The organism is Chryseobacterium sp. MHB01 (assembly GCF_034651565.1).
In the GTDB taxonomy this organism is placed as follows: domain Bacteria; phylum Bacteroidota; class Bacteroidia; order Flavobacteriales; family Weeksellaceae; genus Chryseobacterium; species Chryseobacterium nepalense.
This window is the reverse complement of the sequence record NZ_JAYEDA010000001.1, coordinates 621,309-648,014: the sequence shown is the minus strand read 5'-3', so window position 1 is coordinate 648,014 and position 26,706 is coordinate 621,309. Positions and strand designations below refer to the sequence as shown.

Annotated in this window: 25 protein-coding genes; 12 read left to right on the top strand and 13 right to left on the bottom strand. The window is 36.2% G+C overall.

The features are described from left to right. Nucleotides 1-22: 22 nt before the first annotated feature. The gene (locus U9K52_RS03070) at nt 23-853 is read left to right on the top strand and encodes a class I SAM-dependent methyltransferase (RefSeq protein ID WP_322925276.1); all 831 of its coding nucleotides are present in this window, start codon (nt 23-25) and stop codon (nt 851-853) included. Between the two features lie 4 nt (nt 854-857). Here the strand turns inward: U9K52_RS03070 and U9K52_RS03065 are convergent, their stop codons facing one another. Further along, nucleotides 858-1,610, bottom strand: coding sequence for a polysaccharide deacetylase family protein (locus tag U9K52_RS03065; protein ID WP_263603613.1), 753 nt, complete (start codon nt 1,608-1,610; stop codon nt 858-860). An 80-nt stretch (nt 1,611-1,690) separates the two neighbouring features. After that, nucleotides 1,691-2,659: an NAD-dependent epimerase/dehydratase family protein gene (locus U9K52_RS03060; RefSeq protein WP_322925274.1), complete on the bottom strand. Its 969-nt coding sequence runs from the start codon at nt 2,657-2,659 to the stop codon at nt 1,691-1,693. 87 nt (nt 2,660-2,746) lie between these two features. Between U9K52_RS03060 and ggt the strand changes: the two genes are divergently transcribed. The 3 genes from ggt (at nt 2,747) to U9K52_RS03045 (ending at nt 6,346) form a co-directional block, all read left to right on the top strand. Next, nucleotides 2,747-4,432, top strand: coding sequence for a gamma-glutamyltransferase (gene ggt / locus U9K52_RS03055; protein WP_322925272.1), 1,686 nt, complete (start codon nt 2,747-2,749; stop codon nt 4,430-4,432). Between the two features lie 135 nt (nt 4,433-4,567). Beyond that, nucleotides 4,568-5,848: a dicarboxylate/amino acid:cation symporter gene (locus U9K52_RS03050; protein WP_322925270.1), complete on the top strand. Its 1,281-nt coding sequence runs from the start codon at nt 4,568-4,570 to the stop codon at nt 5,846-5,848. A 3-nt stretch (nt 5,849-5,851) separates the two neighbouring features. Next, entirely contained in the window at nt 5,852-6,346 is a 495-nt protein-coding gene (locus tag U9K52_RS03045) for a hypothetical protein (protein ID WP_322925269.1), read from the top strand. 9 nt (nt 6,347-6,355) lie between these two features. On the opposite strand, the gene U9K52_RS03040 is transcribed toward U9K52_RS03045, so the two are convergent. From U9K52_RS03040 to gyrB, 6 genes are all read right to left on the bottom strand, one after another. Then, entirely contained in the window at nt 6,356-7,246 is an 891-nt protein-coding gene (locus U9K52_RS03040) for a diacylglycerol kinase family protein (RefSeq protein WP_322925267.1), read from the bottom strand. A 5-nt stretch (nt 7,247-7,251) separates the two neighbouring features. Beyond that, nucleotides 7,252-8,067 carry a hypothetical protein gene (locus U9K52_RS03035; protein ID WP_263603618.1) on the bottom strand — a complete coding sequence of 272 codons (816 nt, stop codon included), beginning with the start codon at nt 8,065-8,067 and terminating at the stop codon, nt 7,252-7,254. Between the two features lie 23 nt (nt 8,068-8,090). Beyond that, nucleotides 8,091-8,918, bottom strand: a complete 828-nt coding sequence (locus U9K52_RS03030) for an RsiV family protein (protein ID WP_322925264.1) — start codon at nt 8,916-8,918, stop codon at nt 8,091-8,093. A 76-nt stretch (nt 8,919-8,994) separates the two neighbouring features. Then, complete coding sequence (locus U9K52_RS03025) at nt 8,995-10,926, bottom strand: transglutaminase-like domain-containing protein (protein ID WP_322925262.1); 1,932 nt, start codon at nt 10,924-10,926, stop codon at nt 8,995-8,997. A gap of 1 nt (nt 10,927) precedes the next feature. Further along, nucleotides 10,928-12,820 carry a DUF3857 domain-containing protein gene (locus tag U9K52_RS03020; protein WP_322925260.1) on the bottom strand — a complete coding sequence of 631 codons (1,893 nt, stop codon included), beginning with the start codon at nt 12,818-12,820 and terminating at the stop codon, nt 10,928-10,930. Between the two features lie 132 nt (nt 12,821-12,952). Further along, on the bottom strand, nt 12,953-14,887 hold the full coding sequence (gene gyrB, locus U9K52_RS03015; protein ID WP_248392359.1) for a DNA topoisomerase (ATP-hydrolyzing) subunit B: 1,935 nt from the start codon (nt 14,885-14,887) through the stop codon (nt 12,953-12,955). Nucleotides 14,888-15,119: 232 nt separating this feature from the next. Between gyrB and U9K52_RS03010 the strand changes: the two genes are divergently transcribed. From U9K52_RS03010 to U9K52_RS03000, 3 genes are read left to right on the top strand one after another with little or no spacing between them, the layout of a single operon-like run. Then, complete coding sequence (locus tag U9K52_RS03010) at nt 15,120-16,463, top strand: cytochrome ubiquinol oxidase subunit I (RefSeq protein ID WP_322925258.1); 1,344 nt, start codon at nt 15,120-15,122, stop codon at nt 16,461-16,463. Beyond that, entirely contained in the window at nt 16,460-17,464 is a 1,005-nt protein-coding gene (locus U9K52_RS03005) for a cytochrome d ubiquinol oxidase subunit II (protein WP_263603624.1), read from the top strand. The genes U9K52_RS03010 and U9K52_RS03005 overlap by 4 nt, the downstream gene beginning before the upstream one ends. Before the next feature lie 33 nt (nt 17,465-17,497). Beyond that, on the top strand, nt 17,498-17,764 hold the full coding sequence (locus tag U9K52_RS03000; RefSeq protein WP_322925255.1) for a hypothetical protein: 267 nt from the start codon (nt 17,498-17,500) through the stop codon (nt 17,762-17,764). Nucleotides 17,765-17,771: 7 nt separating this feature from the next. Here U9K52_RS03000 and U9K52_RS02995 read toward each other — a convergent pair whose 3' ends face one another. From U9K52_RS02995 to U9K52_RS02975, 5 genes are all read right to left on the bottom strand, one after another. Next, nucleotides 17,772-18,590 carry an OmpA family protein gene (locus tag U9K52_RS02995; protein WP_322925253.1) on the bottom strand — a complete coding sequence of 273 codons (819 nt, stop codon included), beginning with the start codon at nt 18,588-18,590 and terminating at the stop codon, nt 17,772-17,774. Nucleotides 18,591-18,704: 114 nt separating this feature from the next. After that, on the bottom strand, nt 18,705-19,262 hold the full coding sequence (locus U9K52_RS02990; RefSeq protein WP_248392349.1) for a hypothetical protein: 558 nt from the start codon (nt 19,260-19,262) through the stop codon (nt 18,705-18,707). Between the two features lie 9 nt (nt 19,263-19,271). Next, nucleotides 19,272-20,972 carry a lysine--tRNA ligase gene (lysS, locus tag U9K52_RS02985; protein ID WP_263603628.1) on the bottom strand — a complete coding sequence of 567 codons (1,701 nt, stop codon included), beginning with the start codon at nt 20,970-20,972 and terminating at the stop codon, nt 19,272-19,274. A 161-nt stretch (nt 20,973-21,133) separates the two neighbouring features. Continuing rightward, nucleotides 21,134-21,511 (bottom strand): c-type cytochrome, encoded by a 378-nt coding sequence (locus U9K52_RS02980; protein WP_248392343.1) that lies wholly within the window; start codon nt 21,509-21,511, stop codon nt 21,134-21,136. After that, nucleotides 21,511-21,741, bottom strand: coding sequence for a hypothetical protein (locus U9K52_RS02975; RefSeq protein ID WP_169229170.1), 231 nt, complete (start codon nt 21,739-21,741; stop codon nt 21,511-21,513). Before U9K52_RS02975 ends, U9K52_RS02980 begins: the two co-directional genes overlap by 1 nt. A 381-nt stretch (nt 21,742-22,122) precedes the next feature. On the opposite strand from U9K52_RS02975, the gene U9K52_RS02970 reads away from it, so the two are divergent. The 5 genes from U9K52_RS02970 to U9K52_RS02950 are packed head-to-tail and all read left to right on the top strand — an operon-like array spanning nt 22,123 to nt 26,648. Continuing rightward, nucleotides 22,123-23,541 (top strand): anthranilate synthase component I family protein, encoded by a 1,419-nt coding sequence (locus U9K52_RS02970; RefSeq protein ID WP_322925246.1) that lies wholly within the window; start codon nt 22,123-22,125, stop codon nt 23,539-23,541. A 16-nt stretch (nt 23,542-23,557) separates the two neighbouring features. After that, complete coding sequence (locus U9K52_RS02965; RefSeq protein WP_322925244.1) at nt 23,558-24,166, top strand: aminodeoxychorismate/anthranilate synthase component II; 609 nt, start codon at nt 23,558-23,560, stop codon at nt 24,164-24,166. Nucleotides 24,167-24,188: 22 nt separating this feature from the next. Beyond that, the gene (trpD, locus tag U9K52_RS02960; protein WP_322925242.1) at nt 24,189-25,175 is read left to right on the top strand and encodes an anthranilate phosphoribosyltransferase; all 987 of its coding nucleotides are present in this window, start codon (nt 24,189-24,191) and stop codon (nt 25,173-25,175) included. Nucleotides 25,176-25,181: 6 nt separating this feature from the next. Then, entirely contained in the window at nt 25,182-25,961 is a 780-nt protein-coding gene (gene trpC / locus U9K52_RS02955) for an indole-3-glycerol phosphate synthase TrpC (RefSeq protein WP_322925240.1), read from the top strand. Between the two features lie 18 nt (nt 25,962-25,979). After that, a complete protein-coding gene (locus tag U9K52_RS02950; RefSeq protein WP_322925238.1) occupies nt 25,980-26,648 on the top strand; it encodes a phosphoribosylanthranilate isomerase in 669 nt (222 codons plus the stop codon). Nucleotides 26,649-26,706: the final 58 nt, after the last annotated feature.

Genomic DNA, 26,706 nt, shown 5'->3' with positions numbered 1-26,706 from the left:
TCCATCTAATTAAGACATTAAAATGAAAGATACGGGAGAAAGACATATTATACATCAGCAATTTACCAATAAATCTGAATTGTATCTGCACTTAATGCATATTGCAACCTATGAATACGCCAAAAAACTTGTAAAAGACAAAAAAGTCTTAGACTACGGATGCGGTTCGGGGTATGGTTCACACATGCTTTCTTTGACTGCTGCAAGCGTCACTGGTGTTGATATCAGCAAGGAAGCGGTAGACTTTGCAAATAATGAATATAAAGCTCCCAATCTGAATTTCAAAACAATTGCTGAATTAGGAAATGAAAAATTTGATGTTATTACTTCCTTTCAGGTTATTGAACATGTTCCTGATGATAAAAAATATACTTCTGCGCTAAAACAGCTTTTAAATCCCGGCGGAATCCTGATTATTTCCACACCGGATAAAAAATACAGGTTATTTAACTATATTCAGCAACCCTGGAATATTTTTCATCTGAAAGAATATACACCGGAAAGCCTGGAAAAATTGCTTAAAAAGTATTTTAAACAGGTTGAAATTTTAAAAATAGGTTCAGATTCAGATTTAATTTTAGAAGAAATAAAAAGAACAAAAAAACAGCGAATAGCAGTTCTTCCATCCACTTTATCAATCTATCCTTACTCATTGAGAGTTTTCCTTTTAAATGTTCAGAAAAAGATATTTGAGCTTTTAAGAAAAATCAGGACCGGGAATAAAAATCCACTCCGGTCAGAGGACAATACTTCAGCTGATTTTGCATCGCAGTATTCCCATGAAGATATTGTATTTAAAAAAGAAATGCAATATTCTACAGATCTTCTGGCCATTTGTAAAAACGAAGAATAGAACTTTAAAAAATGTAATCTTTCATACGGGAAGTAGCCATTTCTTTCTCGTTGATCCAGTTGAGGAGATTATCCAGTTTGTCCTCCATTTTTTTGCCAGAATTTAGCCTTCTGTAAAAAGGAACATCAAAATGATATCTTGCGAAATCGGTAAACTGCCAGGAATTTAAATAGATCAGCACAAAGTCATCATTCTTTAATGTTTCAAAAACCATATTCCGGTAATACTTCATCGGCAGAACCTGAAACACAAAATCATTATATGGGAGCTGGCTATAAGGTGAGATACTCTCCGGAACAATACTCAATCCGTCCTGCTCAATAATCTCCGTATCTCTTTTAAGTCTTTTGAAAGGAAAAAGTATACCGGCATTATCAATATTTGAAATATAACTGAACTCCATCAATTTCAACCTTTGATAAGAAATTTTATTGTCCTTTTGGCGGATTCCCTTGATCTGCTTTTCCAAAAAATCCTGAGTCATTCTTTTTGTATCTTCTATTTCTTCAGGACTTGAATTCTGATTGTAAAAAGCAATTTCATGCCCTTGGGATGAAATTGCTTTTAGTAAATTCTGCAGCTTTTCTGCTAAGGAAATTTCCACAAAAAAGCTTGCCTTTATATCATGTATATCTAAAATTCTTAAAATAGCTTTCGTATTATTTTCTGAAATTTTCAGCCTTTCCTCATCGGAAACTTCAGCGCCATCTTTACATTTTGCTACAATATTTACGATGTTAAAAGTTAATAATACCATTTAAAGTTAATTTTAAATAAAAAATATAAGCAATTAAAAATCAGATGTTAAATAAATTTATATTTAAAGCTATACTTTATCTATTTATTTTTATTAAGTTTTACTCTTAAATTTTTAATCATATCTTTTGTCATTTCAGAAATTCCGTATTCATAAGACAATCCCCAGTCTTTTTTCGCAACAGAATCATCAATTGATGCCGGCCAGGAATCAGCAATCTGCTGTCTGAAATCAGGCTTATAATCGATTTCAAAACGCGGTATTTCTTTCTTAATTTCTTCAGCCAATTCTTTTGGAGTAAAAGACATTCCGCCTAAATTATATGAAGAACGTACGCTGAGATTTTCTTTCGGAGCTTCCATAAGTTTAAGCGTTGCATTGATCGCATCATCCATATACAGCATTGGCATTCCAGTATTTTCAGAAATGAAGCTTGTGTATTTTCCTTCTTCAATCGCTTCGTAAAAAATCTCTACGGCATAATCTGTAGTTCCTCCGCCGGCAGGAGTTTTCCAGGAAATAAGACCCGGATAACGAATACTTCTCACGTCTACTCCATGCTTATCAAAATAATATTCGCACCATTTTTCTCCCGCCATTTTGGAGATTCCGTAAACGGTAGTCGGGTTTAACACTACGTCCTGACCTACATTTTCTTTTGGAATTCCTTTTCCAAATACAGCAATTGAACTTGGCCAGAAAATCTTCTGAATAAGTCCTTCTTTTGCCATTTCACAGAAGTGAAGAAGAGGTTCAAGATTCAGCTTCCAGGCAAAAATTGGCTGTTTTTCTGAAGTTCCGGATAATAATGAAGCCAGATGATACACTGTGGTGATTTCATAATCTTTAATGATCTGTCTCACCAGCTGGGTATTGGTTACATCCATTCTCTCATAATATCCTGCTGAAGTAATACCTTTCTGCCATCTGTCAAGACCTGAAGCAACTACGTTTTCTGCTCCATGAATTTCAACAAGTCTGTTAGTAAGTTCGGTACCGATTTGCCCTAAGGCACCCGTAATGAGTATTTTTTCCGTGTGGGATTCCATTTTATTTTTATTAGTTGATAAAAGCAAAAGTAATATTTTAAAGTCTATCTTAAAACAAAATCGTAAATTCGGTTGTAAAATTTGTAAATGAAAAAGATTATTATTTCTTTTATTTTATTTACTTCCACAGTATCAGCGCAATATACTGACATTAACATTTTAAAGGAAGTAAAGGTAAAAAATAAAGGTGTTGTTGTTTCGGCGCATCCTCTTGCAAGTGAGGCAGGTGCCAAAATATTGAAGATGGGGGGAAATGCTTATGATGCCATTGTTGCCACTCAGTATGCGCTTGCAGTGGTTTATCCGCAGGCCGGAAATATCGGAGGAGGCGGTTTTTTGGTAGGTGTAAAAAATAACGGTGAAAAATTTACACTTGATTATCGTGAGACTGCACCTTCAAGTGCTTCCCACGATATGTATCTTGATAAAAAAGGAAAGGCAGATACAGACCTTTCCCAAAACGGAAGGCTTGCAGTAGGAGTCCCGGGAAGTATAGCCGGTTTTTTTGCAACACTGAAGCATTGCAGACTACCCATGGAACAACTTATTCAGCCGGCAATAGATTTGGCCGAAAAAGGATTTGCCATTACCCGCCAGGAAGCTGATCTTTTAAACGCCAATAAAGAAAAATTTGAGCGTTATAACAAAACAGGTATTGCTTTTGTAAAAAATATTCCCTGGAAAACCGGCGACCTGCTTATTCAGAAAGAGCTGGCAGAAACTTTAAAACGCATCCAGAAATCCGGGCAAAAAGGATTTTATGAAGGCAAAACCGCTGAACTTCTGGTTGCTGAAATGAAAAAGGGAAACGGAATTATTACATCTGAAGATCTTATAAACTATAAAGTTATTGAAAGAAAAGCATTGGATTTTGATTATAAAGGAAACCAGATTGTATCTATGCCACTGCCATCAAGCGGCGGTATTCTTCTGGCACAAATGCTGAAAATGGCATCTTATGAAAATCTGGAAAAATACCAGCAGAATTCTACAAAAGCTGTTCAGATTATGGTGGAAGCAGAAAGAAGAGCTTATGCTGACAGGGCAGAATATATGGGAGATCCCGCTTTCATCCAGGATAAAACTTCATATCTTATTTCAGATGAATACTTAAAAAACAGGTGGAAAAATTTTAGTTTTAGCAAAGCCACCCCAAGTGCAGAAGTCGGAAAAATCATAAAGCAGCCTAAAGAATCAACAGAGACTACGCATATTTCAGTAATTGATAAAGATGGTAATGCAGCTGCTGTAACCACTACTCTGAATGGCTTATATGGAAGTAAAGTTGTTGTTTCCGGCGCAGGTTTTTTTCTAAATAATGAAATGGATGATTTTTCCATTAAGCCTGGTGTTCCGAATATGTTCGGAGCCGTGGGCGGAGAAGCAAATTCCATACAGCCTAATAAAAGAATGCTGTCTTCAATGACTCCCACAATTATTCTGAAAAACGGAAAACCTTATATGATTGTAGGCACACCAGGAGGAACAACAATTCCCACTTCTGTTTATCAGTCTATTGTAAATGTAGTAGATTTTAAACTCAGTGCCAATTTGTCTGTCAATGCTCCAAAATTCCATCATCAATGGCTTCCGGAAACGGTTGCTTTTGAAAAGAACTTTCCTGAAAGCACTATTAATGATATGGAAAAACTTGGATATAAAGCTGAAAAATGGGGACAAATAGGGAGAACAGAAATGATTATGATTGACGATGAAGGGAATATTCATGCTGTTGCGGATGGCAGAGGTGATGATTCCGTAGCAGTGGAATAACAATTACGTTTTTTATTCTCCAGGACTTTATATAATTAGTTTCGGCGGGGCTAAAAGCCCCGCCGAAACTTTTACTGATATTTGTCATCAGAAACAGTAATTTTTTCATAATTTTCGTTCTTTAAAACAATTTCATTGAAAGCAAAAAAACTTTATCAGCAGCTTTATTTTCAGGTGGTGATCGCTATAATTGCCGGAATCCTTTTAGGAAAATTTCACCCTGAACTGGGAGAGAAGATGAAACCTTTGGGTGACGGCTTTATTAAACTGGTAAAAATGATTATTGCTCCGGTAATCTTCATCACCCTTACCTTGGGAATCGCTCACATGACAGACCTGAAAAAAGTAGGAAGAATTGCCGTTAAAGCGATGATCTATTTTTTAACCTTTTCAACATTAGCACTGATTATCGGACTTGTGGTTGGAAATATTTTACAGCCTGGCGATGGACTGAATATAGATCCTACTACCCTGTCCGGAGATGTGTCACAATACCAACAAAAAGCACATGAATCTACCCTTACCGGGTTTATCATGAATATTATCCCCGAAACACTTTTTAGTCCGCTGGTGGGCGAAAATATTCTTCAGGTTCTGCTGGTAGCCATTCTGATGGGTGTTGCTTTGGTTTTAACAAAAGAAAAGAGCGCGAAAGTAACCGAATTTCTGCAGGATCTTTCCACACCGGTTTTCAAAATTGTTCATATGCTGATGAAGCTGGCACCGATTGGAGCTTTTGGAGCGATGGCTTTTACAATTGGTAAATATGGACTTCATTCTGTTTTGAACCTCATATTTCTGGTGGGAACTTTCTACATTACTTCTGCATTGTTTGTAGTGCTGGTGCTAGTTGCTGTAGCGTGGTACAATGGGTTTAATATTTTCAAACTGATGTATTACCTTAAAGAAGAATTACTGTTAGTTTTAGGAACAAGTTCGTCTGAATCTGCACTTCCCGGAATTATGGAAAAATTGGAAAAAGCAGGCTGTTCAAGAGCTATCGTAGGTTTGGTGGTTCCAACGGGATATTCTTTCAATCTTGACGGAACCAATATTTATATGACACTGGCCTCATTATTTATTGCTCAGGCTCTTAATATTCATCTTCCGATTGAAAAGCAGATGATGCTGCTGTTAGTAGCCATGCTGAGTTCAAAGGGCGCTGCAGGTGTTACAGGAGCGGGGTTCGTGACATTAGCTGCAACGTTGGCCGTTGTTCCTGAAATTCCTATTGCGGGAATGACGCTGATTTTGGGAATTGATAAATTCATGAGTGAATGCCGTGCCTTAACCAATGTAATCGGGAATTCCGTAGCAACAGTTGTGGTTGCCAACTGGGAAAAACAACTGGATAAGGATCAACTGCAGTATTCTCTGAATCATCCCCGTGATATAGAAAAGAAATTAGAAATTTAATTGATGAAAAAATTATTCTATATTAAGCTTTTGGCCTCTTTATGCATATTAATTCCTTTTTCTGGAAATTCACAAATCAGCAATGACAAAATTCAGCAAATAGTCTTATCAAAAAGATTAATTGGAAAAAAAATAATCTTTGGAAAATGGACAGAAACGAGAGGAACAGAAACACATCTTACTTATCTTGGAAGAGTTAAAACAAATGAAGGCAAAACTTATAAAATAATGAATTCAACGTGGATTTGGGGATTATCTCGACGATCAACAAATAGAATACTTATTTTTAACGGAGAGAATCAATATTTAGGAAATTACACTGTTGGCGTAGATACAGATTTACCCACCAAGCTGATAAATAAAATTTTAATCTTTCAAAATACAAATTTGCATTGTAATAAAAATATTGTATCAAAAATCAGTCTTAAAAACGGTTTACCTAAAGAATTTTTCAGGGAATGCACCAATGGATATGGAGACATTTATAAATTTAACTGAATTAATAATTTAAATTAAAATATTCAAACTCGAAGGCTGCACTTTTACATGAATAGGTGACTTTATCTTGTTGAACTCACCGTCAATATGCCAATTTTTGGTGTTTACCTTAAATTCCACTTCTGATACAGGTAGATAAGTAATATAGTTATCATCTTTCAGTTTTTTGGTAAACATTCTGAATGCAAATAACGGAGAATAAGTGATTGGAAATTTCTTTACCAGAACCATATCCACCAGTCCGTCACTTTTGCTTGCATGTGGTGCTATGTATGCATTATTTCCAAACTGGCGCGTATTGGCAATATTCACCATAAGGTATTTACCATCGTATTCTTTATACTTTTCATCCAAAAATTTAACTTTTTTCGGCTTGTATTTGAAGAATGTTTTAAGGGAAACTTTAATATAATTTTTAAAACCCCGCGTTGTTTTTTCAAATTCTTTCACCACTTTACCATCGAAACCGGTCCCAGAAACGTTGATGGACAGTCTTCCATTGATGGTAAAAGTGTCAATTTTTCTGGATTTCTTTCGTTTGAGTTTTTCAAGAAGTTCATCAAGATTCTTGCTGAAATTGGTCTCGTTGGAAAATCCGTTTCCGGAACCTGCCGGAAAAATAGCCAGAATTTTTTGTGTACTGATGAGATTACGGGCTACCGTTGAAATAGTTCCGTCTCCTCCTATCGCTACAAAAATATCAACTTCATCAAAATGATTATGAATAAAATCGTCGGTTCCCAAAATGGATTCTGAAATATAATACAAAGGATTTTTCACCTTGGCATGCAGTTCAGTAAGAAACGGCTGATAGTTTCTTTTGGCCGAAAAGGGATTGATAATGAAGGCTACTTTTTCCATTGATGCAAAAATAAAAAATGCTTTCAGATTAGAAAGCATTAAATTCAGTTAATTTTCATTCTTCTGGCAAAATCCGGCTTAATATATCCGTTCAGATCTTCCCATGAAATGGTGAGAATAATATCTCCGATATCATAATTATGGCTGATCTCATTCATATTGTAATGAAAATACAGGTTGGAATCATCAAAATAAAAATTCCTGGTCACCGGAAAAGTAATAGCAGAAAGAGCTGCATAAGCTTCCCGATCATAGGTTTTAATCTGCTGCATCATGGTTGTTTTTTCCAGGCTCAGTTTTAATATCCTGCGGATGGTTTCTTCGGAAAGAACTAATACGTCTGATAATTCAAGTTTCTTGTGATTTTTAAAGTCGAAAACTTTCTCTTCATAATGATATTGAACTTTATTCTCATTCAGAAACTGACTGCTGTAATATTGAACAGCTACATAATTATTTCTGTTCATACGCACATTCATCTGGGAGATATAAGACCATTGTTGCTGCTGTTTTACATCCGGCAGGCCACGAAAATTTTTCGTTCTGTCAAAAACAGATTCTTTTTCTTTATCAATATAAACCTGAAGTCCGTTTTTGGAGTAATCTGATATTTCTTCGCCGGAATAAATTTCCGAAAGAAATTTTTTATTGTCAAGACCGGGGAACCATAACAGCTTAGATGAATAACGCAATACAACAGAATCAGAAATTTTCAGGGTATCTTCTTCTATGACAGAATCTACAGTAGTTCTACCAAATCCGTTTTTTTCTGAATTTTTATTCTCATTTCCAAATTCTTTGCAGGCAAAGATGACTGAAAGGAAAGACAATATCCATATGAAATAGATTTTTTTCATCATTTTGTATCGATCTTGGTATCGGCTTAATAGGTTATGCCCATTCTTTTTTCGAATTCAGGACTAATAGTACCTTTCAGCTCTGTCCATGAAATAGGAATGGTAATATCTCCTGCAGCAAAAGCGGCAATTTCGTAAGGACTGTAGTGAAAATACAGGTTTTTTTCGTCAAAATAGAAATTTTCCGTTGCGGGAATCACATCTACCAAAAGCATCTCCGAATTATTAACTGCTCCGGTATTATCTGTAGTTCCGCTGTTTATTTTATTAATATTTTTCAGAAGCAGGGCTTCAATTTTCGAGGTCGACATGCTGGTGATATCTTTTAACTGAAGCTTTTTACCGTTTTTTACATCAAAAACTCTTTCCGAAAAACCATAATTGTCATGAGCACCTCCTTCATAAGAACCCCAGATATATTGAATATGCAGATAATCATTCAGCTTTGATTTAAGTTTCATAGCTTTATCAGAATACCACTCCTGAGAAAAATTCATATCTGAAATCCAGTCTTTAGAATTTTTTTTAATGCTGTTGAAGTATTCGTTTTTATCTTTTTCAAGCCAATCCTGAATGCCGTTTTTCGAAAAATCACGGATATTTTTTTCTTCGAAATAAATACTGTCCAGAAGTGCATTGTTTTTAATGTCAGGAAATACCAGCATTGTAGCTGAATATTTAACTTTAAGAGAATCATTCAATTTTAAAGAATCACTCACCTTTAAAGAATCTACCATAAATGTATTTGCGTGTACAGAGTCATTCTTAATAATTTCCGTGCTGCTGTTTTCGTTTTTTTTACATGAAATGATAAAAAGTGCCGAAAGAGCAAGAGCGGCTATAGTGTTTTTCATAATTCTTTTTCTATATACATGCAAAAACCATTCAAAAAATGAATGGTTTTAAACTTATTTTAAAAATTATGTGGTTTTATTTTTTCACCAGGCTGATTACCTGATTCTCCTGTTTGGATGCTACCCCCCAAATCTGTTTGAATGCAGGATAATATTCTTTCGGATAGTTCGGGCTCAAAACTTTTGTGGTGGAAATCACTTCCAAAGTATTGCCTTTTTGCTCTGCGATATAGCTATACTCAATTTCTTTATCTTCGGTAACAATTTTTTTATTTTTCGGCATTTCTTCAATCGCATATCCTTCCGGAATCTGAAGAATGATCTTTTTCACTCTTGTAAAAGGTGTGATAAAATCAATCATGTATTTTCTTTCTTCCGTCTGATCAAATTCATTGGAGTTTTTATTCAGGAAAAGCATCGGATTGATGATGATCTTTTTGCCGACTTTATCAATAAGGTTTTCGGACGAAAACTTCATCGTGCTTTCAAAGTCACCGTTTTCAATAACTTTTGAATCGATATCTGTAAAGTCTATGGAGAAATTCTCTTTATACTGTTTTTTATATTTATCAGCATTATCGTCATAGCTTTCCTTGGCAAACATGGCATATGTCCCGGTATCTCTGTCTGAATAACTTCCGGAAATACTTCCGTCTTCATTAATTTTAGCCGTTGCCGTGAGATAGGTAAAGCTTGCTTTGGCATTGCTCATTGTAACCTGCTGAACTTTATCTTTAGATATAAGGATTCCGAACTGATTCCAGTCTCTGGGAGGAAGCTGATCGATAGATGACTGCTTTACCGTAGCATCAAACAAATGAATACCATCTTTCGTCTGGATTGCTGCAATTACAAAATTCATCTTAGAAACATTGGGAGACGCAAGATTGATCAATCCGTTACCTATTGTAGAAATAACAAGAGGATCTGCTTTAATACCCGCTTCCCGAAGCAACATTACCAGGAAAAGATTCATCTCAGCGGCATTTCCGGTTTTAGTTTCGAGCATTTTTTTAATCCCGTCTTCCACATACAGACCCGCATCTTTGTTCCAGGTAAAAGTATTTTTCACATAATTAAAAATAGCATTGGCCTTCTCCAATTCATTGGAAATACCTGCAATATTGGCAGGCATATTATCTTTGGCCAGTCTTGTTTTCTTGAGCTCTCCTCCAAAATCTTCACTTTCATAAAGACGTTCTTTAATCTGCTCCCAGGATGATGAGTAGAGTTTCAGTTCTCTAAAATTTGTAGAGTGAAGCTCTGCACCAATTTTTGTCCTGTAATTTCTGTCATTGTTTACAAACTTTTCCGTTTTGAAAGATTTCAGGTTTTCATAAGCAAAGCGGTAGGTTCTATAGTTTGCTCCATACAATAGTCTTTCATCAACTTCTTTATATTTTGGCAGCAGAGAACCTGTATAATTAAGATTGTATGCAATATTGGCAGGACTGTCCAAAACGTATTCCGTATAAAGGGAAGGGGTATCCGTTTCAATCAAAATTTCGGGAATAATAAAAAGAAAGGGAGACACTACCTCATACTGATATTCAATAACAGAACCGTTTTTCACATTAGGAAATGCAAGCTTGCTGATAGAAATATTTTTGCTTTCTTTACTTTTATATTTTGATGTTTTGTCAACTTTGGTGGCAACCGCAGCTCCGTTTTCAAGATTATAAGTAAACGCCTTCATTTTGGCAAGTGATTCCTGATCACTTCCGTTCTGATAAAGCGGTATTTCAACATTCAACCAATCTTCAGCCTTATCTTTATCATAAATTTTTACTCTATAGAATGTATTTTTAATAAGATTACCGGTTGTATTATCAATACTGAAATGTAATGATCTGTAAAGAATTTCCGCCGGAGCATTTTCATCCAGAGTTGATTTCTGTTTAGATAAATCTGCATCATTGAATTTTGGCGGATCGAGAAATTTATGTTTTTGAGCATTCACAAAAATAAATTGAGCTGAGCAAAGAGCGATGAATACTATTTTTTTCATGTTAAATTTTAGATATTAAAACTTTTGAGTTGTCTATGTTAATTGTTTTTTTTCTGAAATTGATATAATCGTTATATTTCTCTTTCGGGTAAATACCTTTATTAATTCTGATGGATCTTGTGACCTTCAGCGATTCTCCGTTTTTCACAAAACTCAGCTTGTACGTTCCGAATTCCGAATTCAGTACAACATTTTCCGGAAGTTCTTCCACTTTGTATTGCTGCGGAAGGATAAAGCTTACTTCATATTCATCTTCAAAAGACTGTCTCAATTCGAATGGCAATTCTCTGTTTTCTTCATTTTTATAAACATTGTTAGAAAAAATAGGAACTGCTCTGAAAATAATACTGTTTCCCGCATTTTTAGAATAATTGTTGGCTTTAAAATCCAGGTCGTATTTCGCAACTGCATTATCTTTATCATTCAGGAAATTTTTCATCTCGATTTTTTCAAAATGCAAAACATCCAACATATTTTTTACGGCTTCGGTTCGTTCTTTTGAAGACATGGAAGCAAGAACAAGATTGTTATCATACTGAATTCCGGTATAAGAAAAACTTCCTTCACCCGAAATACTGTTATCTTCATTAATTTTGATTGTGAGCTTCTGCTTTTCTTTACTTTGTTCAGCGGTATAATCCGGAGTATTAATCAGTTCAATTCCTTCTTTTCTGATCGAAAGAACATTTCTTGCCGTTGTATTGTAACTTAAATGATTAAATGCTACTTGCTGGGAAGTATTTTCCAGCCAGATATTCCCTTTTTCTGTCGGCACCATTAAAATAACGTGATTGCCACCCATCTTTGGGAAATCTTTATCAAAAGATACAGGCGAAGTACCTGAATTAACTACTGAATAATACGATGGAATACCGGCTTCATCCAGCAAAGTTTTCATATAATTGGTAAGTCCTTTACAGTCACCATACCCTTTTTTCTGCACTTCATCAGGAAGCATAGGCTGCCATCCTCCTATTCCAAGCGCTACAAAAATATATCTTGTTTTAGCCTGCATATGCTGGTACAGCTTTTTTACTTTTTCTTCTGTTGTTCCTTTAAGATCAAGGCTCATCACCTCAGCTTTAATAGCAGGTGTAGATACAGAAACCGGCTGTAAAATGCTATTATAATACCAGCTTCCGAAATCTCCCCAGTTATTGATACTTCCCTGTTTTCCTTCGAGATTGAATTTTGTTAAAGCAAAGCTTACTTTAGGCAAAATTTTCACAGGTTGAGGCAGTAAAAACACATCATCAATAGCCGGAACATTTTTATAAGTATAGTTTTTTTCGCCGGCATTTTCACTTTCAGTTACCGAAGTATAATTATAGGGCGACGGATAAATTTTTGTTTTAAGATCTATTCCGGATTTATTGACAATTTTCATTTGCGCTTCTTCCAATGATACTTTCGTTGATCTGAAAGGTGTAAAATCAGGTAAGAATACCGTATTTTCATCACCGATCTGATAAGAAAATTCAACGGTGTAAGGATATTGTGTCGCCATATAAGGTAAAACCATTACCCTGTTATCCGAATAAAATGTTCCCTGATTATTATTTGCAAAATCATTGAAATCAGATTTGGAAAAAGACTTTATTTTTTTCCCGGCTTCATCATAGATATTCACCTTTACATCGGAAATACTGTTTCCTTTTTCATAAGGAATGAATACCTGGGCATCCGAATCTCCATCTTTATTGAGAACTGTTGTTACGGTATAATACTGGTATTTGATATCATCGATCTTATTGATCTGGACAGTAGTGAAATCTTTTCTGATAACTGCGTCTGCATTCTTCTTCAAATTTTCAGGAATTGCCGAAGCAGGAAAGCTCTGTGCATAATACAATGATGCTGTGGAAAGAGCTACGGTACAAAGTATTTTAATCATGGTTATTAAAATTTAGCAAAAATAAGAAAATCCCTTTAAGTGTTTATAATTATTTTTTTATGTTAAACAGGATTTAAAATAAAAGGAAAAGACCTCATTACTGAGGCCTTTATTATGTTAAATGCTATTATATTATGCATCAATTTTTGCATATTTTGCATTCTTCTCAATAAATTCCCTTCTCGGAGGAACCTCATCTCCCATAAGCATAGAGAAGACACTGTCTGCTTCTACTGCATTATCAATAGTTACCTGCTTAAGAATTCTGTGTTCAGGATTAAGGGTTGTTTCCCAAAGCTGTTCAGGATTCATTTCTCCAAGACCTTTGTAACGCTGTACTTCCACTCCTTTTCCGTCCGGAGACATTTCGAGGGTAAATTCTTCACGCTCCTTCTCATTATAGGCATAGACCTTTTTATTTCCTTTTTTCAGTAAATATAAAGGCGGCTGAGCAATATAAATATATCCGTTTTCAATCAGTTCTTTCATATATCTAAAGAAGAACGTCAGGATCAGGGTAGAAATGTGGGAACCATCGATATCGGCATCTGTCATGATAACAATCTTGTGGTATCTCAGCTTAGCCATGTTTAAAGCTTTGCTGTCTTCTTCTGTTCCAACGGAAACACCAAGAGCGGTATAGATATTTTTTATTTCCTCATTATCATACACTTTATGAAGCATTGATTTTTCAACGTTAAGAATTTTACCTCTTAATGGAAGAATCGCCTGGAAAAACCTGTCTCTTCCCTGTTTTGCCGTTCCGCCTGCGGAATCTCCCTCTACAAGGAAAATTTCAGATTCTGCAGGATCCTTTGAAGAACAGTCTGAAAGTTTTCCCGGAAGCCCGGAACCTCCCATCGGAGATTTTCTCTGAACCATTTCACGGGCTTTCTTTGCCGCCTGTCTAGCTTTTGCAGCTAAAACCACTTTCTGTACGATTAATTTCGCTTCGTTAGGGTTTTCTTCAAGGAAGTTTGTCAGCATTTCACCAACAATTTTGTCTACGGCACCGGAAACTTCAGAGTTCCCTAATTTTGTTTTCGTCTGCCCTTCAAACTGAGGTTCCATTACTTTTACAGAAATCACGGCTGTTAATCCTTCACGGAAGTCATCTCCTGTGACCTCTACTTTTTCCTTTTGAGGAATACCCAGATCATCGGCATATTTTTTAAGGGTTCTCGTCAAAGCACGTCTGAAACCTGCTAAGTGAGTTCCTCCTTCATGTGTATTGATATTATTAACATACGAGTGAAGATTTTCGGTAAATGATGTGTTATAACGCATGGCTACTTCCACCGGAATATCATCTCTTTCGCCTTCCATGAAAATCACATTTTCCATAATGGATTCACGGTTTCCGTCAATGTATGCAACAAATTCTTTTAGCCCGCCTTCGGAATGAAAAACTTCAGACCTGAAAGACCCGTCTTCAAGTTTTTCTCTTTCGTCAGTTAAGGTAATTGTAATTCCTTTATTAAGGTAAGAAAGTTCTCTTAAACGGCTCGCTAAGGTATCATAGTTATAAACCAGTTCGGTAAAAATAGTATCATCCGGCTGGAAGAACTGTTTGGTTCCTCGCTTGTCGCTGTTCCCGATTTCTTCAACACCGGTCTGTGCTTTTCCTCTGGAATAGATCTGCTGATAAATGTTTCCGTCTCTATAAACGGTGGTTACCATTTCATTGGAAAGTGCATTTACACAAGACACCCCAACTCCGTGAAGACCTCCGGAAACCTTATAAGAATCTTTATCGAACTTACCTCCGGCCCCGATTTTTGTCATTACAACCTCAAGAGCAGATTTTTGTTCTTTTTCATGGAAGTCTACCGGAATACCTCTACCATTGTCACTTACTTCAATTCCGTTTCCTTCTTTAATGCTGACAAAGATGGTATCGCAGTATCCTGCCAAAGCCTCGTCAATAGAATTATCCACTACTTCATAAACCAAATGATGTAGACCTCTTACTCCTACATCACCAATGTACATTGAAGGACGCATACGAACGTGCTCCATCCCTTCCAATGCCTGAATACTACTAGCTGTATATTGTTTCTGACTCATATAAAATATTAAAAATCCTGCTAAATGCAAAGACCCACAAATATCGTGATTTTTTTCGAGTTATGAAAGTTAAAATATGTCAAAAACCAGGAGACTTTTCCACAGAAACCGAATAGAATTTACTCATAAAAAATACAAAGTTAAAATCTTCAATCTGAATAATAACTGTCGGAAATCATATTCGTATATAGGCAATTTATCCTTACATTTATTTACTTAAAATTTAGTATTTATGGACGATTTCCTTGCAGCTCGTGCCCAAATGGCAATGTCCCTCGGTTTTCATATTATTTTTTCATGTGTGGGAATGGTTATGCCTTTTCTGATGGCGTTTGCCCACTGGAAATATTTAAAAACAAATAATGAAATCTACAAAGGTCTCACCAAAGCATGGAGCAAAGGCGTCGCCATACTTTTTGCCACCGGAGCTGTTTCCGGAACGATGCTTTCTTTTGAACTCGGACTTCTCTGGCCACAATTCATGAAACATGCAGGCCCTATTTTCGGGATGCCATTTTCCCTGGAAGGAACAGCCTTTTTTATAGAAGCTATTGCCATAGGATTTTTTCTTTACGGCTGGGACAGATTCAACAAATGGTTTCACTGGTTCTGTGGCTTTCTGGTAGGTATAAGCGGTTTAGCGTCCGGAATTTTAGTCGTTGCAGCCAATGCATGGATGAATTCTCCTGCCGGTTTTGATTATATTAACGGACAGTACCTGGATATAGACCCTATTAAAGCAATGTTTAATGATGCGTGGTTTCCGCAGGCGCTACATATGACAGTCGCTGCATTTTGCGCCACAGGATTCGCCGTTGCAGGACTTCATGCCTATATGATTCTTCGCAAAAAGAATATTGAATTTCATACCAAAGCTTTTAAAATTGCTGCCGGATTCGCATTAATAGGAGCGTTTGGGGCACCTCTTAGTGGTGATGTTGCCGCGAAATCTGTTGCGGAAAGACAACCTATCAAATTAGCAGCAATGGAAGCACATTTTGAAACGGAAAAAGGTGCAGCTTTTGTGATTGGCGGAATTCCGGATGAAGAAAAAGCAGAAATAAAATATGCCATAAAAATCCCTAAAGTCTTAAGCTATCTCGTAAGCAATGATTTTAATTCTGAAGTAAAAGGACTGAAAGATTTCCCAAGGGATGAATGGCCACCTGTTGCTGTAGTACATTTTGCCTTTCAGATTATGATTTTCTTCGGAGTGGTGATGATTATTATAGGAATTATTTATTTATATGCTGCGTTTTTCAAAAAAGAGTGGCTGAAAAAGAAGTGGCTGCTGAAAACATTCTTAATAGCAACACCTTTTGGATATATCGCACTGGAAGCCGGATGGACCGTAACGGAAGTGGGGAGGCAGCCTTGGATTATTTACGGAATTATGAAAACTGTTGATGCCGTAACACCGATGCCCGGAATTCAGTATTCATTCTATTTCTTTACCGCTGTTTTTGTTTCACTGTCTTTCGTTATTATTTTCCTTCTGACAAGACAGATCAAAATGGTCCCGAAACTTTACGATCCTACGGATCCTCAGTTTAACGATAAACAAAAAAAATTATGATATACGTAGTTATAGGTTTCCTCTGGCTGTCGATCTGTCTTTATGTGATTTTGGGCGGAGCAGATTTTGGTGCAGGAATCGTAGAGCTTTTTACGAGAAAAAAGAACCGTCCTAAAACCCAAGTGATCATGTATGAATCGATTGCTCCGGTGTGGGAAGCCAACCATATGTGGCTGATCATCGCTATTGTTATTCTTTTTGTAGGGTTTCCTGAAATCTATACCACATTATCAACTTATCTGCATATTCCTCTGGTTTTAATGCTTATCGGGATCATTGCGCGAGGAACGGCATTTACATTCAGGCATTATGATGCCGTGAAAGATGAATGGCAGAGGCTATATACGCAGATTTTTTATTTTTCAAGTCTTCTGACACCTTTTTTTCTGGGATTAATTGCTGCTGCAACTATTTCGCATTCTATTAATCCTGATGCCAAAGGGTTTTTAGATCTCTATATTTTCAGCTGGCTGAACTGGTTCGGGGTTGCTGTAGGACTTTTCACAGTTTCCATCTGTGCTTATCTGGCTTCTGTTTTTGCTTTGAGAGAAACAGTTGACCGCCTCGAACTTAATTTAATGATTAAAAAATCGAAACAAACGATGATTTTTGTTGTCATTACAGGAGCACTGGTTTTCTTAACAGCATATCTGTCTGATATTCCCTTGATCATGTGGGTTTTTTCAAAGCCACTGGGAATGATGGCAACGGCTTTTGCAACCGTTTGTCTCCTGTTGATTCTCAGAGCTATGAATACCAAAAAACTTCTTCCTGTAAGGGCATTAGCCGGGTTTCAGGTGATTATGATTTTAGTTGCAGCAACCTACCAGCATAATCCCAATATTATTCTTTTCGGAAACGGGCAGCACCTTTCTTTACTGGAGCATGTTGCAGCTCCGAAAACCATTTCCGCTTTAGGGTGGGCGCTGATTTTAGGGTCTATTTTTATTTTACCGTTTTTATTTTACCTGATGGCTTCGTTCAGCAAACTAAGAAGATAATATTAAATAACAACATTCAATAAAAACTTTGTTATGGTGGAATTTGATCTGAAAAATTTTAAACTCATTTCATTGAGCCCGTATATTTACAGATTATTTAAAAATCATCATGACACTTATCTGATGGAAGTAACCTGCGGAACTCACGGTGTATGGGAAGTCTGGATACAACTTACTCAAGATGAAATTTTACTTTATAAAAACGAAGGAAATAAAGGATTGAAAAAAACAGCAAATTTGATTTCTTATCACTGTTATAATCCCGATTACCAGAAAAGATATTTGAAAATAACAGATTAATAAATTTTTACTTTTTACGCACTACAATTTCCACCCGCCTGTTTTTTATCATATCTTCTTCAGTACGTTCAGGATAAACGACGGGATTGAGATGTCCCATTCCGGTAACTTTTATCCGCCGCGAATCGATTCCCTGCTTTTCGAGAAATTCTCTGATCGCATGAGCTCTTGTCCAAGAAAGATTAAAAGTTTTCAGATCGAGATCTTCACCATCGAAATTATCATAATCACAACAGATATGTCCCTGAAGCTCCACTTCAAGAGATGGGTTATTTTTCAGCACATCAGCCAGCTGAATCAGAACTTTATTTCCTTTTGGAAACCAGACATGGCGCCCTCCGATAAAATTGACATTCGGTAAAGAATAAGTCTCTCCAACTTTCATATCAGCAACCTTCCTGCTGAAAAAGCTTTCAAATGTTCTGCCTGATTTTATTTCGCCCGCCCTCAGCACCTGATCAATAAAAATATCTACTCTCCTGTTTTTACGGCGCAATTCTTCGGTACTGTTGTCATTGATCTGCTTTTCTTTTCCCAACCCAACAACGCTTTCCAGAGCAATCGTATTTCCGATTCTTGCCTGAAGATATTTATTCACTGCATTAGCTCTACTTTCAGATAGCTTTTTATTGTACTCTGAACTTCCGGAAATATCACAGTTTCCAAAAATCCTGAATTTCAGATTGCTTTTCAGGTTTACCAGACTATCTAATTTTCTTCGGGATTCTTTCGTGAGTGTATAACTGTCATAATCGAAATAGACAGAAGTGAGCATCTGTGAATGGATGCTTATACAACAGAAAACCAGCAATACGAGAGTTTTCATCTGATAGTTTTTAATGGAAACGGAGAATTAATAGAAATAGTCTGTCTATTTTTTTAAAAAATTATGGGGAAGCGCGAACTACCCCATAAATTAAATTATAAACTTTTTATATTATTAAGATTCTTCAAATTCTTTTAATATTTCTATCATTTCGTCTTCCCCACCTTTCAATTCTTTAATTTTATTTATTAGTTCAGGTTTAGATTCTGTAATTCTTAATAAAATTTTCTCATTATTTTCAAATAAGCCAACTTTAATAGGTTCCCTTTTAGAATCTAAAAACAAATAATAAATTGCAGTATAATGCATTTGAGGGATAAATTGCTTATACAATTTAATATTTCCATCATATAAAAGCTGCATTAAACGATTTCTGGAAATTTCTTTATGATAAATCTTTTTTTTACCATCTAAGTCTGAAAAAGATAGTTCTTTAATATCTTGGGGCTGAACTGTATATAATTTTTTACCATTATCATCAACAACTTTTACTTTACGAAAAAAGCTGTCTTCGTCGATATTTACTCGTGATGATTCTTTAATCATTGGTATATCAACTTTTACTCTTAAAGAGTCATTATTTTCTTTGACAATTAAAACAGCTGTTAAATGTCTTTGGCTAAAAGTAAAAATGTAAAAAAAACAAAAAAAGAATGCCGTACTAGTTTTCATAAATGAGTTTTATGCTAACTTTATCAACAAAACCTCATCAATCTTTTCAACTTTCACCAGATTATTCTTTGTCAGAGTTTTTGAAGCTTTATCCCATTTTTTACCGGAAAGCTGGCTTCTTTCTTTCACTTCTGCCAAAGTAAACGGTTCTTCCTGGGAATTTAAAATTTCAAGAATCACTTTTTCGTCTTCACCTAATTCTATTTGCGGAACTGCTTTTTCAGGTCTCATCTGCGGGAAGAACAATACTTCCTGAATGGATGCATTATTCGTTAAGAACATGATCAGACGGTCCATTCCGATTCCTAAACCTGATGTTGGCGGCATTCCGTATTCCAGGGCTCTTAAGAAATCTTCGTCGATAAACTGACCTGCTTCATCATCCCCTTTTTCAGACAATTTTAACTGATCCTCAAAACGTTCTCTCTGATCAATCGGATCATTCAGCTCCGAGTAAGCATTCGCTATTTCTTTTCCGCAAACCATCAGCTCAAAACGTTCCGTAAGACCTTCTTTGCTTCTGTGTTTCTTCGTCAAAGGAGACATTTCGATAGGATAATCGGTAATGAAAGTTGGCTGGATGAAGTTTCCTTCACATTTCTCCCCGAAAATTTCATCAATAATTTTCCCTTTACCCATTGTTTCGTTCACCTCAATTCCGATAGACTTTGCGAAATCAAACAATTCCTGCTCTGTTTTCCCTGTAATATCAAAACCTGTGAATTTCAGGATTGCATCCGTCATTGAAATTCTTTGGTAAGGTGCTTTAAAATCTACTTCATATTCACCAAATGTAGCCTTTGTCGTACCATTTACCTGAATAGCACAGAATTCCAGTAATTTTTCCGTGAAATCCATCATCCAGTTGTAATCTTTATAAGCTACATAGATTTCCATGGCTGTAAACTCAGGATTATGAGTTCTGTCCATCCCTTCGTTTCTGAAGTTTTTGGAGAATTCGTACACCCCGTCGAAACCGCCCACGATCAATCTTTTCAGGTATAATTCATTGGCAATTCTTAAATATAATGGAATGTCTAAAGCATTATGATGTGTAATGAAAGGTCTTGCCGCTGCTCCTCCCGGAATAGACTGTAAGATCGGAGTTTCCACCTCAAAATATCCGGCATCATTAAAGAATGTCCTCATCGCATTGAACAATTTGGTTCTTTTCACGAAAACTTCCTTTATCTGAGGATTTACCGTTAAATCTACGTAACGCTGTCTGTATCTTAGTTCCGGATCATTGAATGCATCATGCACCACTCCGTTTTCATCAGTTTTTGCCTGAGGGAGCGGTCTAAGTGATTTTGTAAGAAGGGTAAAGTTTTTTACCAAAACCGTTTTTTCGCCAACCTGCGTTGTGAACAATTCTCCTTCAACCCCGATAATATCTCCTATATCTAAAAGATGTTTGTACACCTCATTGTATAAAGTTTTGTCTTCACCGGTACAGATTTCATCCCTGTTGAAATAAACCTGGATTCTGCCTGTAGAATCCTGCAATTCAGCGAAAGATGCCTTTCCCTGAATTCTTCTTGACATTAATCTTCCTGCAATCTTAACCTGTTTATTATCAGCGAAATCCTGTTTTATAGATTCTGTAGTATCTGTAATTACATATTCATCTGCCGGGAATGCGTTAATCCCCATTTCAACAAGCTTGTTCAGCTTTTCTCTTCTGATAATTTCCTGTTCTGATAATTGCATTATTTCTATATTTCAATAACGCGCAAAGATAAGGGTTTTTGTCCTTAAAATTCAAAATTTTGTCTCATTTCGGAGTAAATTGGGTAAGATTATTGCTAAATAAGGATAAAAAAAACTGTCTCCCGTAATGAGAAACAGCTTTATTATTTTTCAGGATGAAATTATTTTTTCTTTAATGTTAAAATATATTCCACCATTTTTTTTGCCTCTTCTTTTGATACCTGAGGATGAGGTGCCATCGGCACACTGCCCCAGACTCCACTGCCGCCTTCTATAATTTTGGAAGCAAGCAGTTCAATATCTTTTTCAGCATATTTATCTGCAATTTCCTGGTAAGAAGGTCCTATCATTCTTTCATTAACCGCATGACATCCGGAACAGTCCAGACTTTCGATCATCTGTTCTCCGGAAAGACTGCTTTTTGCAGATCCCGCATCAACCCTTTTTTCCGGAGATGCTGTATCAACCGGTACATTTTCTTTTTTGGAACAGGAAATCAGGAATAAGCCCATGATCCCTGTAAGAAAAAGTCTTTTCATTATTTCGTAAGCGTATCAGCTTTTGCGTCTTTGGCAGGAACTGACATCGCAGCATTCACATCAGCTTCCGGTGTATCTCTTGTGGTTGCGCTGGAATCCTGCTGTACTGCAGTTGGTGCGTCCGGCTCAGGCAACATTGTGTTGCTGTCTTGTAAGTCATGATTTGGCTTTTTAGAACAGTTAGCCACTAATAAACCTCCGATAAATGCGATTGCTAATACTTTTTTCATTTTCTATAAAATTATTAAGCAAAAATATAAAAAATAAAGTTTTAAACTCATGATAATTATCCGATTTAAAAATATTTCTGAGAAATAAATTACTTCTTTAAGACTTTATGCAGCAGGTTTGTCATCATTAGAATGATAATGGATGGGAATTAATTTTTCTGGATTTTATTTTTTGTATTGAAAAAAATATTTACATTTGTAGCATGTTTAATATCAACAACAATAAAAATTGGTGGTGGCTTCCAAACTCTTCGTCGGGTCTGAAGTTATTGTCGTGTTGGTGATTCTTGTACAGCGATTATAATTTAAAATTATATAATAAAGACTTTGACGTATTCCGTTGAAGTCTTTTTTTTGTTTAAATCATTTAAAGAAACTGCAATGTTCAGTAAAAAAATAAAAATAAAAACCGTTTCCAGAAAAAGTCTCGGAGATCTTCAGACTCCGATGAATATTTACCTGCAAGTGCGTGACAAATTCAGGGATACCATTCTGCTGGAAAGTTCGGACTCTAAAAATATCGAAAATAATTTTTCGTTTATTGCCATTAATGCCATCGCCGGTATTGAAGTTAAAAATATCCATGAATATGAGGTTAAACTTCCAGGACAACAGCCCATAAAATGTGATTTAGATAAAGATATTGCCGGTATTTTTAACGAATTTTCAAATGTGTTTGAATGTGAAAAAACACATGATCCAATTGCAGAAACCGCTCAAAGTCTTTTCGGATATACCAGTTTTGAAGCCGTACAGTTCTTTGCAAAACTTGAATTTAAGCCGCAGAGTCCGGAAGTAGAAATTCCTCTTATGCGCTACCGGCTCTACCAATATGTGATTGCCATTAACCATTATAATGATGAAATGCACCTTATTGAAAATCAAATTGAAGGAATAAGATCTGACATATACACACTGGAAAGCTTTATTAAAAACAAAAACCCCGCAATTTATCCGTTTGAAAAAAACGGAGAAGAAACCTCTAATATTACGGATGAAGAATATATTGACTTGGTAAAAACGGCACAGAAACATTGTATGAGAGGCGATGTATTCCAGCTGGTTTTGAGCAGAAGATTTGAGCAGAAATTTAAAGGTGACGAGTTCAATGTGTATCGCGCTTTGAGAAATATCAATCCTTCACCCTATTTATTTTTCTTTGATTACGGAAACTATAAATTATTCGGTTCAAGTCCTGAAAGCCAATTGATTATTAAAGATAACAAAGCGATTATCCATCCTATAGCGGGAACTTTCAAAAGAACCGGCGACTTTGAAACCGATTTACAGTCGGCTGAATCTTTGAAAAAAGATCCTAAGGAAAATGCAGAACATACCATGCTCGTTGACCTGGCGAGAAATGATCTCGGAAAGCTGGGAAAAAATGTAACCGTAACAAAGCTCAAGGAAATACAGTTATTTTCACATGTTATTCATATGGTAAGTGAAGTTACAGCAGATTTACCGGAAAATACAAAGCCTTTTGAAATGATGGCGGCAACCTTTCCACAGGGAACTTTAAGCGGAGCCCCAAAACATAAAGCTTTACAGCTTATCAATACCTACGAAAAAAATTCCCGTGGCTATTATGGCGGGTGCATCGGTTTTTTCGGATTGAACGGAAGCTGCAACCAGGCCATCATGATCCGTACCTTTTTAAGCAAAAACAATACGTTGTATTATCAGGCAGGAGCCGGACTGGTCGCGAAATCAAGTCCTGAAAGTGAACTGCAGGAAGTCAATAATAAGCTTAATGCGTTGAAAAAAGCAGTGGAAAAGGCAGAAAAGCTGGCAGAATAATTAATGAAAAAATAAAATGAAATATAACCCAACAACCAACAACCAACAACCAGCAACTAAAGTTCTTGTCTTCGATAATTACGACAGCTTCACCTATAATCTGGTTCAGATGATCGAAAGAATACTTCAGATTAAAGTAGATGTAGTGAAGAACGACGAAATTACGCTGGAAGAGATTGATCAATACGATAAAATTGTACTTTCACCCGGACCCGGAATTCCTGAAGAAGCCGGAATTTTACTGGAATTAATTAAAAAATATGCTTCCACAAAAAGTATTTTAGGAGTTTGCCTCGGGCAGCAGGCTATTGCAGAAGCTTTTGGAGGAAGTCTTATTAATCTTTCGGAAATTTTCCACGGTGTTGCAACATCCGCAGAAATTATAAAACAGGAGACGAAAATTTTCAAAGATCTCAACAGCGGAATGGAAGTGGGAAGATACCACAGCTGGGTAGTGAATCCCAAAGATTTTCCTGAAGAGCTTGAAGTAACAGCAGTAGACAAAGACGGAATGATCATGGCATTGCAGCATAAAACCTATGATGTTCATGGCGTACAGTTTCACCCTGAAAGCATTCTGACACCGGAAGGAGAAGTGATTATCAGAAACTTTCTGCTGGATTAATAATTTATCTAAATCAAAATCAATGAAAGAGATTCTTGAATACCTTTTCAATCATCATACGTTGTCTAAATCGCAGGCAAAAGCCATTATGATTGAAATTGCACAAAATAAGTTCAACGCTACTGAAGTAACCGCTTTTGTAACCATTTTCCTGATGCGGAATATTACGCTGCCTGAACTTCAGGGATTTCGTGAAGCTCTTCTGCAAATGGCTGTTCCGGTAGAAATTAATGCAGATGATGCGATTGACATTGTGGGAACAGGTGGCGACGGAAAAAATACCATAAACATTTCAACATTAGCGAGCTTTGTTGTCGCTGGTGCCGGACAAAAAGTAATAAAACACGGAAATTACGGAGCATCAACCCTCACAGGTTCTTCAAATGTTCTGGAACAAACAGGATATGTCTTCAAAAAAACCTCGGAAGAACTGCAAAAAGAACTGGATCAATCCAATATTTGTTTTCTTCACGCACCTTACTTTCACCCTGCCCTTCAATCCGTAGGCGCGTTGAGAAAGTCACTCGGACTAAGAACATTTTTTAATCTTCTGGGTCCGTTGGTGAATCCTGCCAAGCCCCGGTTTTCAGTAATAGGTGTTTATAATCTTGAGATTGCAAGAATTTATCAATATCTGCTGCAAAAAGATGAGCGTGAACTTATGATCGTTCACGGAATGGACGGTTACGATGAAATCAGCCTCACCCATGACACGAAAATCATTACCAAAGAGGGCGAGAAAGTATATTCTACATCGGATCTGGACTTCGAACCTGTAACTGCTGAAAGCATTCAGGCGGGATCATCTATTCAGGAAACAGCGGAAATATTTAAAAACATTTTACAAGGAAAAGGAACGTCACAGCAAAATGCAGTGGTTTTGGTTAATGCTGCCATTGCGCTTTTTCATACAAAAAAATTCGGGGATTATAACAATTGTCTAACCCTTGCTAAAGAAAGTCTTTATAGCGGAGAAGCACTGAACAGCTTCGAACTGTTATTAAAATAATACCTTATGAATATACTTGATCAAATCGTGCAGAGAAAAAAGGAGGAAATTGAGTTTTCAAAGTCGAAAATTTCTGTTCAGCAACTTAAAGATTCAGCATTCTTTGAGAGAAAAACCTATTCTTTAAAGAAAACCATCAAAACCAAAAGCGGAATCATTGCCGAATTCAAAAGGCAGTCTCCGTCAAAAGGAATTATAAATAATACTATTTCTCCACTGGAGATCACTTCAGCGTATGAAAAATCAGGAGCAAGCGCAATTTCGGTATTAACAGATCAGGATTTTTTTGGAGGAAGCTTTGATGATATCATTCAAATACGGCAACAGATCAGTATTCCTATTTTAAGAAAAGATTTTATGGTGGATGAATATCAGTTTTATGAAGCTAAAAATATGGGAGCCGATATTGTATTGCTTATTGCTGCCTGCCTTTCCATTTCTCAGGTTGATGAATTTACAGATCTCGCTCATCAGCTCGGCTTAGAGGTTTTGCTGGAAATTCATACCGAAGAAGAATTAAAACATTACAACAAAAATATTGACCTGGTTGGAATCAACAACCGGAATTTAAAAGATTTCCGTGTAGATCTCGAACATTCCGTTCAGTTAAAAAACCTGCTTCCAAAAGAGACCTTTTCCGTTGCCGAAAGCGGAATTTACAGCATTGAAGATTTCTTGTATTTGAAAGAAAAAGGGTTTGACGGTTTCCTTATGGGAGAATACTTTATGAAAGATGAAAATCCGGGAAATAAGTTCAGAGAATTTGTTTTGAATGTAACAATGTAACAGTCTAAAAATTTAACAATGATGGAGCGGCAAAAACTACTACCCGGAAATGATCTGTTGAAACTGAAAGTTTGCGGTTTAACACAACTGGAACAAATCGAAGAGCTGACTGCAATGAAAACGGATTTTCTTGGTTTTATTTTTTATGAAAAATCACCCAGATATATTTTAAATCATTTGAGTTTAAAACAAATTGGAGAAATCAAACATCGGGGAAAAGTCGGGGTTTTTGTCAATGAAAGTTTAGAAAGAATAGCGGAAACCGCAGAAAAAGCAAAATTGAATTTTATCCAGCTCCACGGCGATGAAAGCAAAGATTTTACCATTGAATTAAGAAAAAAAATACATCCGGAAACCGGAATTATTAAAGTCATAAGAATGGTAAATCAAATATCAGATGAATTACAACAAATTATCCATGAAAACCAATCAGCAGATTATCTTCTTTTTGATACCGATTCTACAGCCTTTGGAGGAACCGGAACAACTTTCGACTGGAACATTTTGAACTCTATTGAAATCTCACTTCCCTACTTTCTAAGCGGCGGCATTTCATCAGAGAATATTGAAAAAGTAAAGCACTTAAAACAAAAACCCTTTGCCATCGATATCAATTCGCGCTTTGAAATAAAACCCGGTGTCAAAGATTTGGAAAAAATAAAAATTTTAAAAAATAATATCAAATGAAAACGAAGTCCCGAAGGGACGACCTGCAACAAAATCGGATGTGAATCCGATATAAAAT

What these genes read in the sequence shown, in the direction of transcription:
- U9K52_RS03000 (WP_322925255.1), top strand. Translation starts at nt 17,498, where the DNA reads ATGGTGGAATTTGATCTGAAAAATTTTAAACTCATTTCATTGAGCCCG.
- U9K52_RS02975 (WP_169229170.1), bottom strand. Translation starts at nt 21,741, where the DNA reads ATGAAAAAAGTATTAGCAATCGCATTTATCGGAGGTTTATTAGTGGCT.
- gyrB (WP_248392359.1), bottom strand. Translation starts at nt 14,887, where the DNA reads ATGAGTCAGAAACAATATACAGCTAGTAGTATTCAGGCATTGGAAGGG.
- U9K52_RS03025 (WP_322925262.1), bottom strand. Translation starts at nt 10,926, where the DNA reads ATGAAAAAAATAGTATTCATCGCTCTTTGCTCAGCTCAATTTATTTTT.
- U9K52_RS02980 (WP_248392343.1), bottom strand. Translation starts at nt 21,511, where the DNA reads ATGAAAAGACTTTTTCTTACAGGGATCATGGGCTTATTCCTGATTTCC.
- U9K52_RS02950 (WP_322925238.1), top strand. Translation starts at nt 25,980, where the DNA reads ATGATGGAGCGGCAAAAACTACTACCCGGAAATGATCTGTTGAAACTG.
- lysS (WP_263603628.1), bottom strand. Translation starts at nt 20,972, where the DNA reads ATGCAATTATCAGAACAGGAAATTATCAGAAGAGAAAAGCTGAACAAG.
- ggt (WP_322925272.1), top strand. Translation starts at nt 2,747, where the DNA reads ATGAAAAAGATTATTATTTCTTTTATTTTATTTACTTCCACAGTATCA.
- U9K52_RS03035 (WP_263603618.1), bottom strand. Translation starts at nt 8,067, where the DNA reads ATGATGAAAAAAATCTATTTCATATGGATATTGTCTTTCCTTTCAGTC.
- U9K52_RS02965 (WP_322925244.1), top strand. Translation starts at nt 23,558, where the DNA reads ATGAAATATAACCCAACAACCAACAACCAACAACCAGCAACTAAAGTT.
- U9K52_RS03005 (WP_263603624.1), top strand. Translation starts at nt 16,460, where the DNA reads ATGATATACGTAGTTATAGGTTTCCTCTGGCTGTCGATCTGTCTTTAT.
- U9K52_RS02990 (WP_248392349.1), bottom strand. Translation starts at nt 19,262, where the DNA reads ATGAAAACTAGTACGGCATTCTTTTTTTGTTTTTTTTACATTTTTACT.
- U9K52_RS03020 (WP_322925260.1), bottom strand. Translation starts at nt 12,820, where the DNA reads ATGATTAAAATACTTTGTACCGTAGCTCTTTCCACAGCATCATTGTAT.
- U9K52_RS02970 (WP_322925246.1), top strand. Translation starts at nt 22,123, where the DNA reads ATGTTCAGTAAAAAAATAAAAATAAAAACCGTTTCCAGAAAAAGTCTC.
- U9K52_RS03045 (WP_322925269.1), top strand. Translation starts at nt 5,852, where the DNA reads ATGAAAAAATTATTCTATATTAAGCTTTTGGCCTCTTTATGCATATTA.
- U9K52_RS03010 (WP_322925258.1), top strand. Translation starts at nt 15,120, where the DNA reads ATGGACGATTTCCTTGCAGCTCGTGCCCAAATGGCAATGTCCCTCGGT.
- U9K52_RS03060 (WP_322925274.1), bottom strand. Translation starts at nt 2,659, where the DNA reads ATGGAATCCCACACGGAAAAAATACTCATTACGGGTGCCTTAGGGCAA.
- U9K52_RS03030 (WP_322925264.1), bottom strand. Translation starts at nt 8,918, where the DNA reads ATGAAAAACACTATAGCCGCTCTTGCTCTTTCGGCACTTTTTATCATT.
- trpD (WP_322925242.1), top strand. Translation starts at nt 24,189, where the DNA reads ATGAAAGAGATTCTTGAATACCTTTTCAATCATCATACGTTGTCTAAA.
- U9K52_RS02995 (WP_322925253.1), bottom strand. Translation starts at nt 18,590, where the DNA reads ATGAAAACTCTCGTATTGCTGGTTTTCTGTTGTATAAGCATCCATTCA.
- U9K52_RS03065 (WP_263603613.1), bottom strand. Translation starts at nt 1,610, where the DNA reads ATGGTATTATTAACTTTTAACATCGTAAATATTGTAGCAAAATGTAAA.
- U9K52_RS03040 (WP_322925267.1), bottom strand. Translation starts at nt 7,246, where the DNA reads ATGCTTTCTAATCTGAAAGCATTTTTTATTTTTGCATCAATGGAAAAA.
- trpC (WP_322925240.1), top strand. Translation starts at nt 25,182, where the DNA reads ATGAATATACTTGATCAAATCGTGCAGAGAAAAAAGGAGGAAATTGAG.
- U9K52_RS03070 (WP_322925276.1), top strand. Translation starts at nt 23, where the DNA reads ATGAAAGATACGGGAGAAAGACATATTATACATCAGCAATTTACCAAT.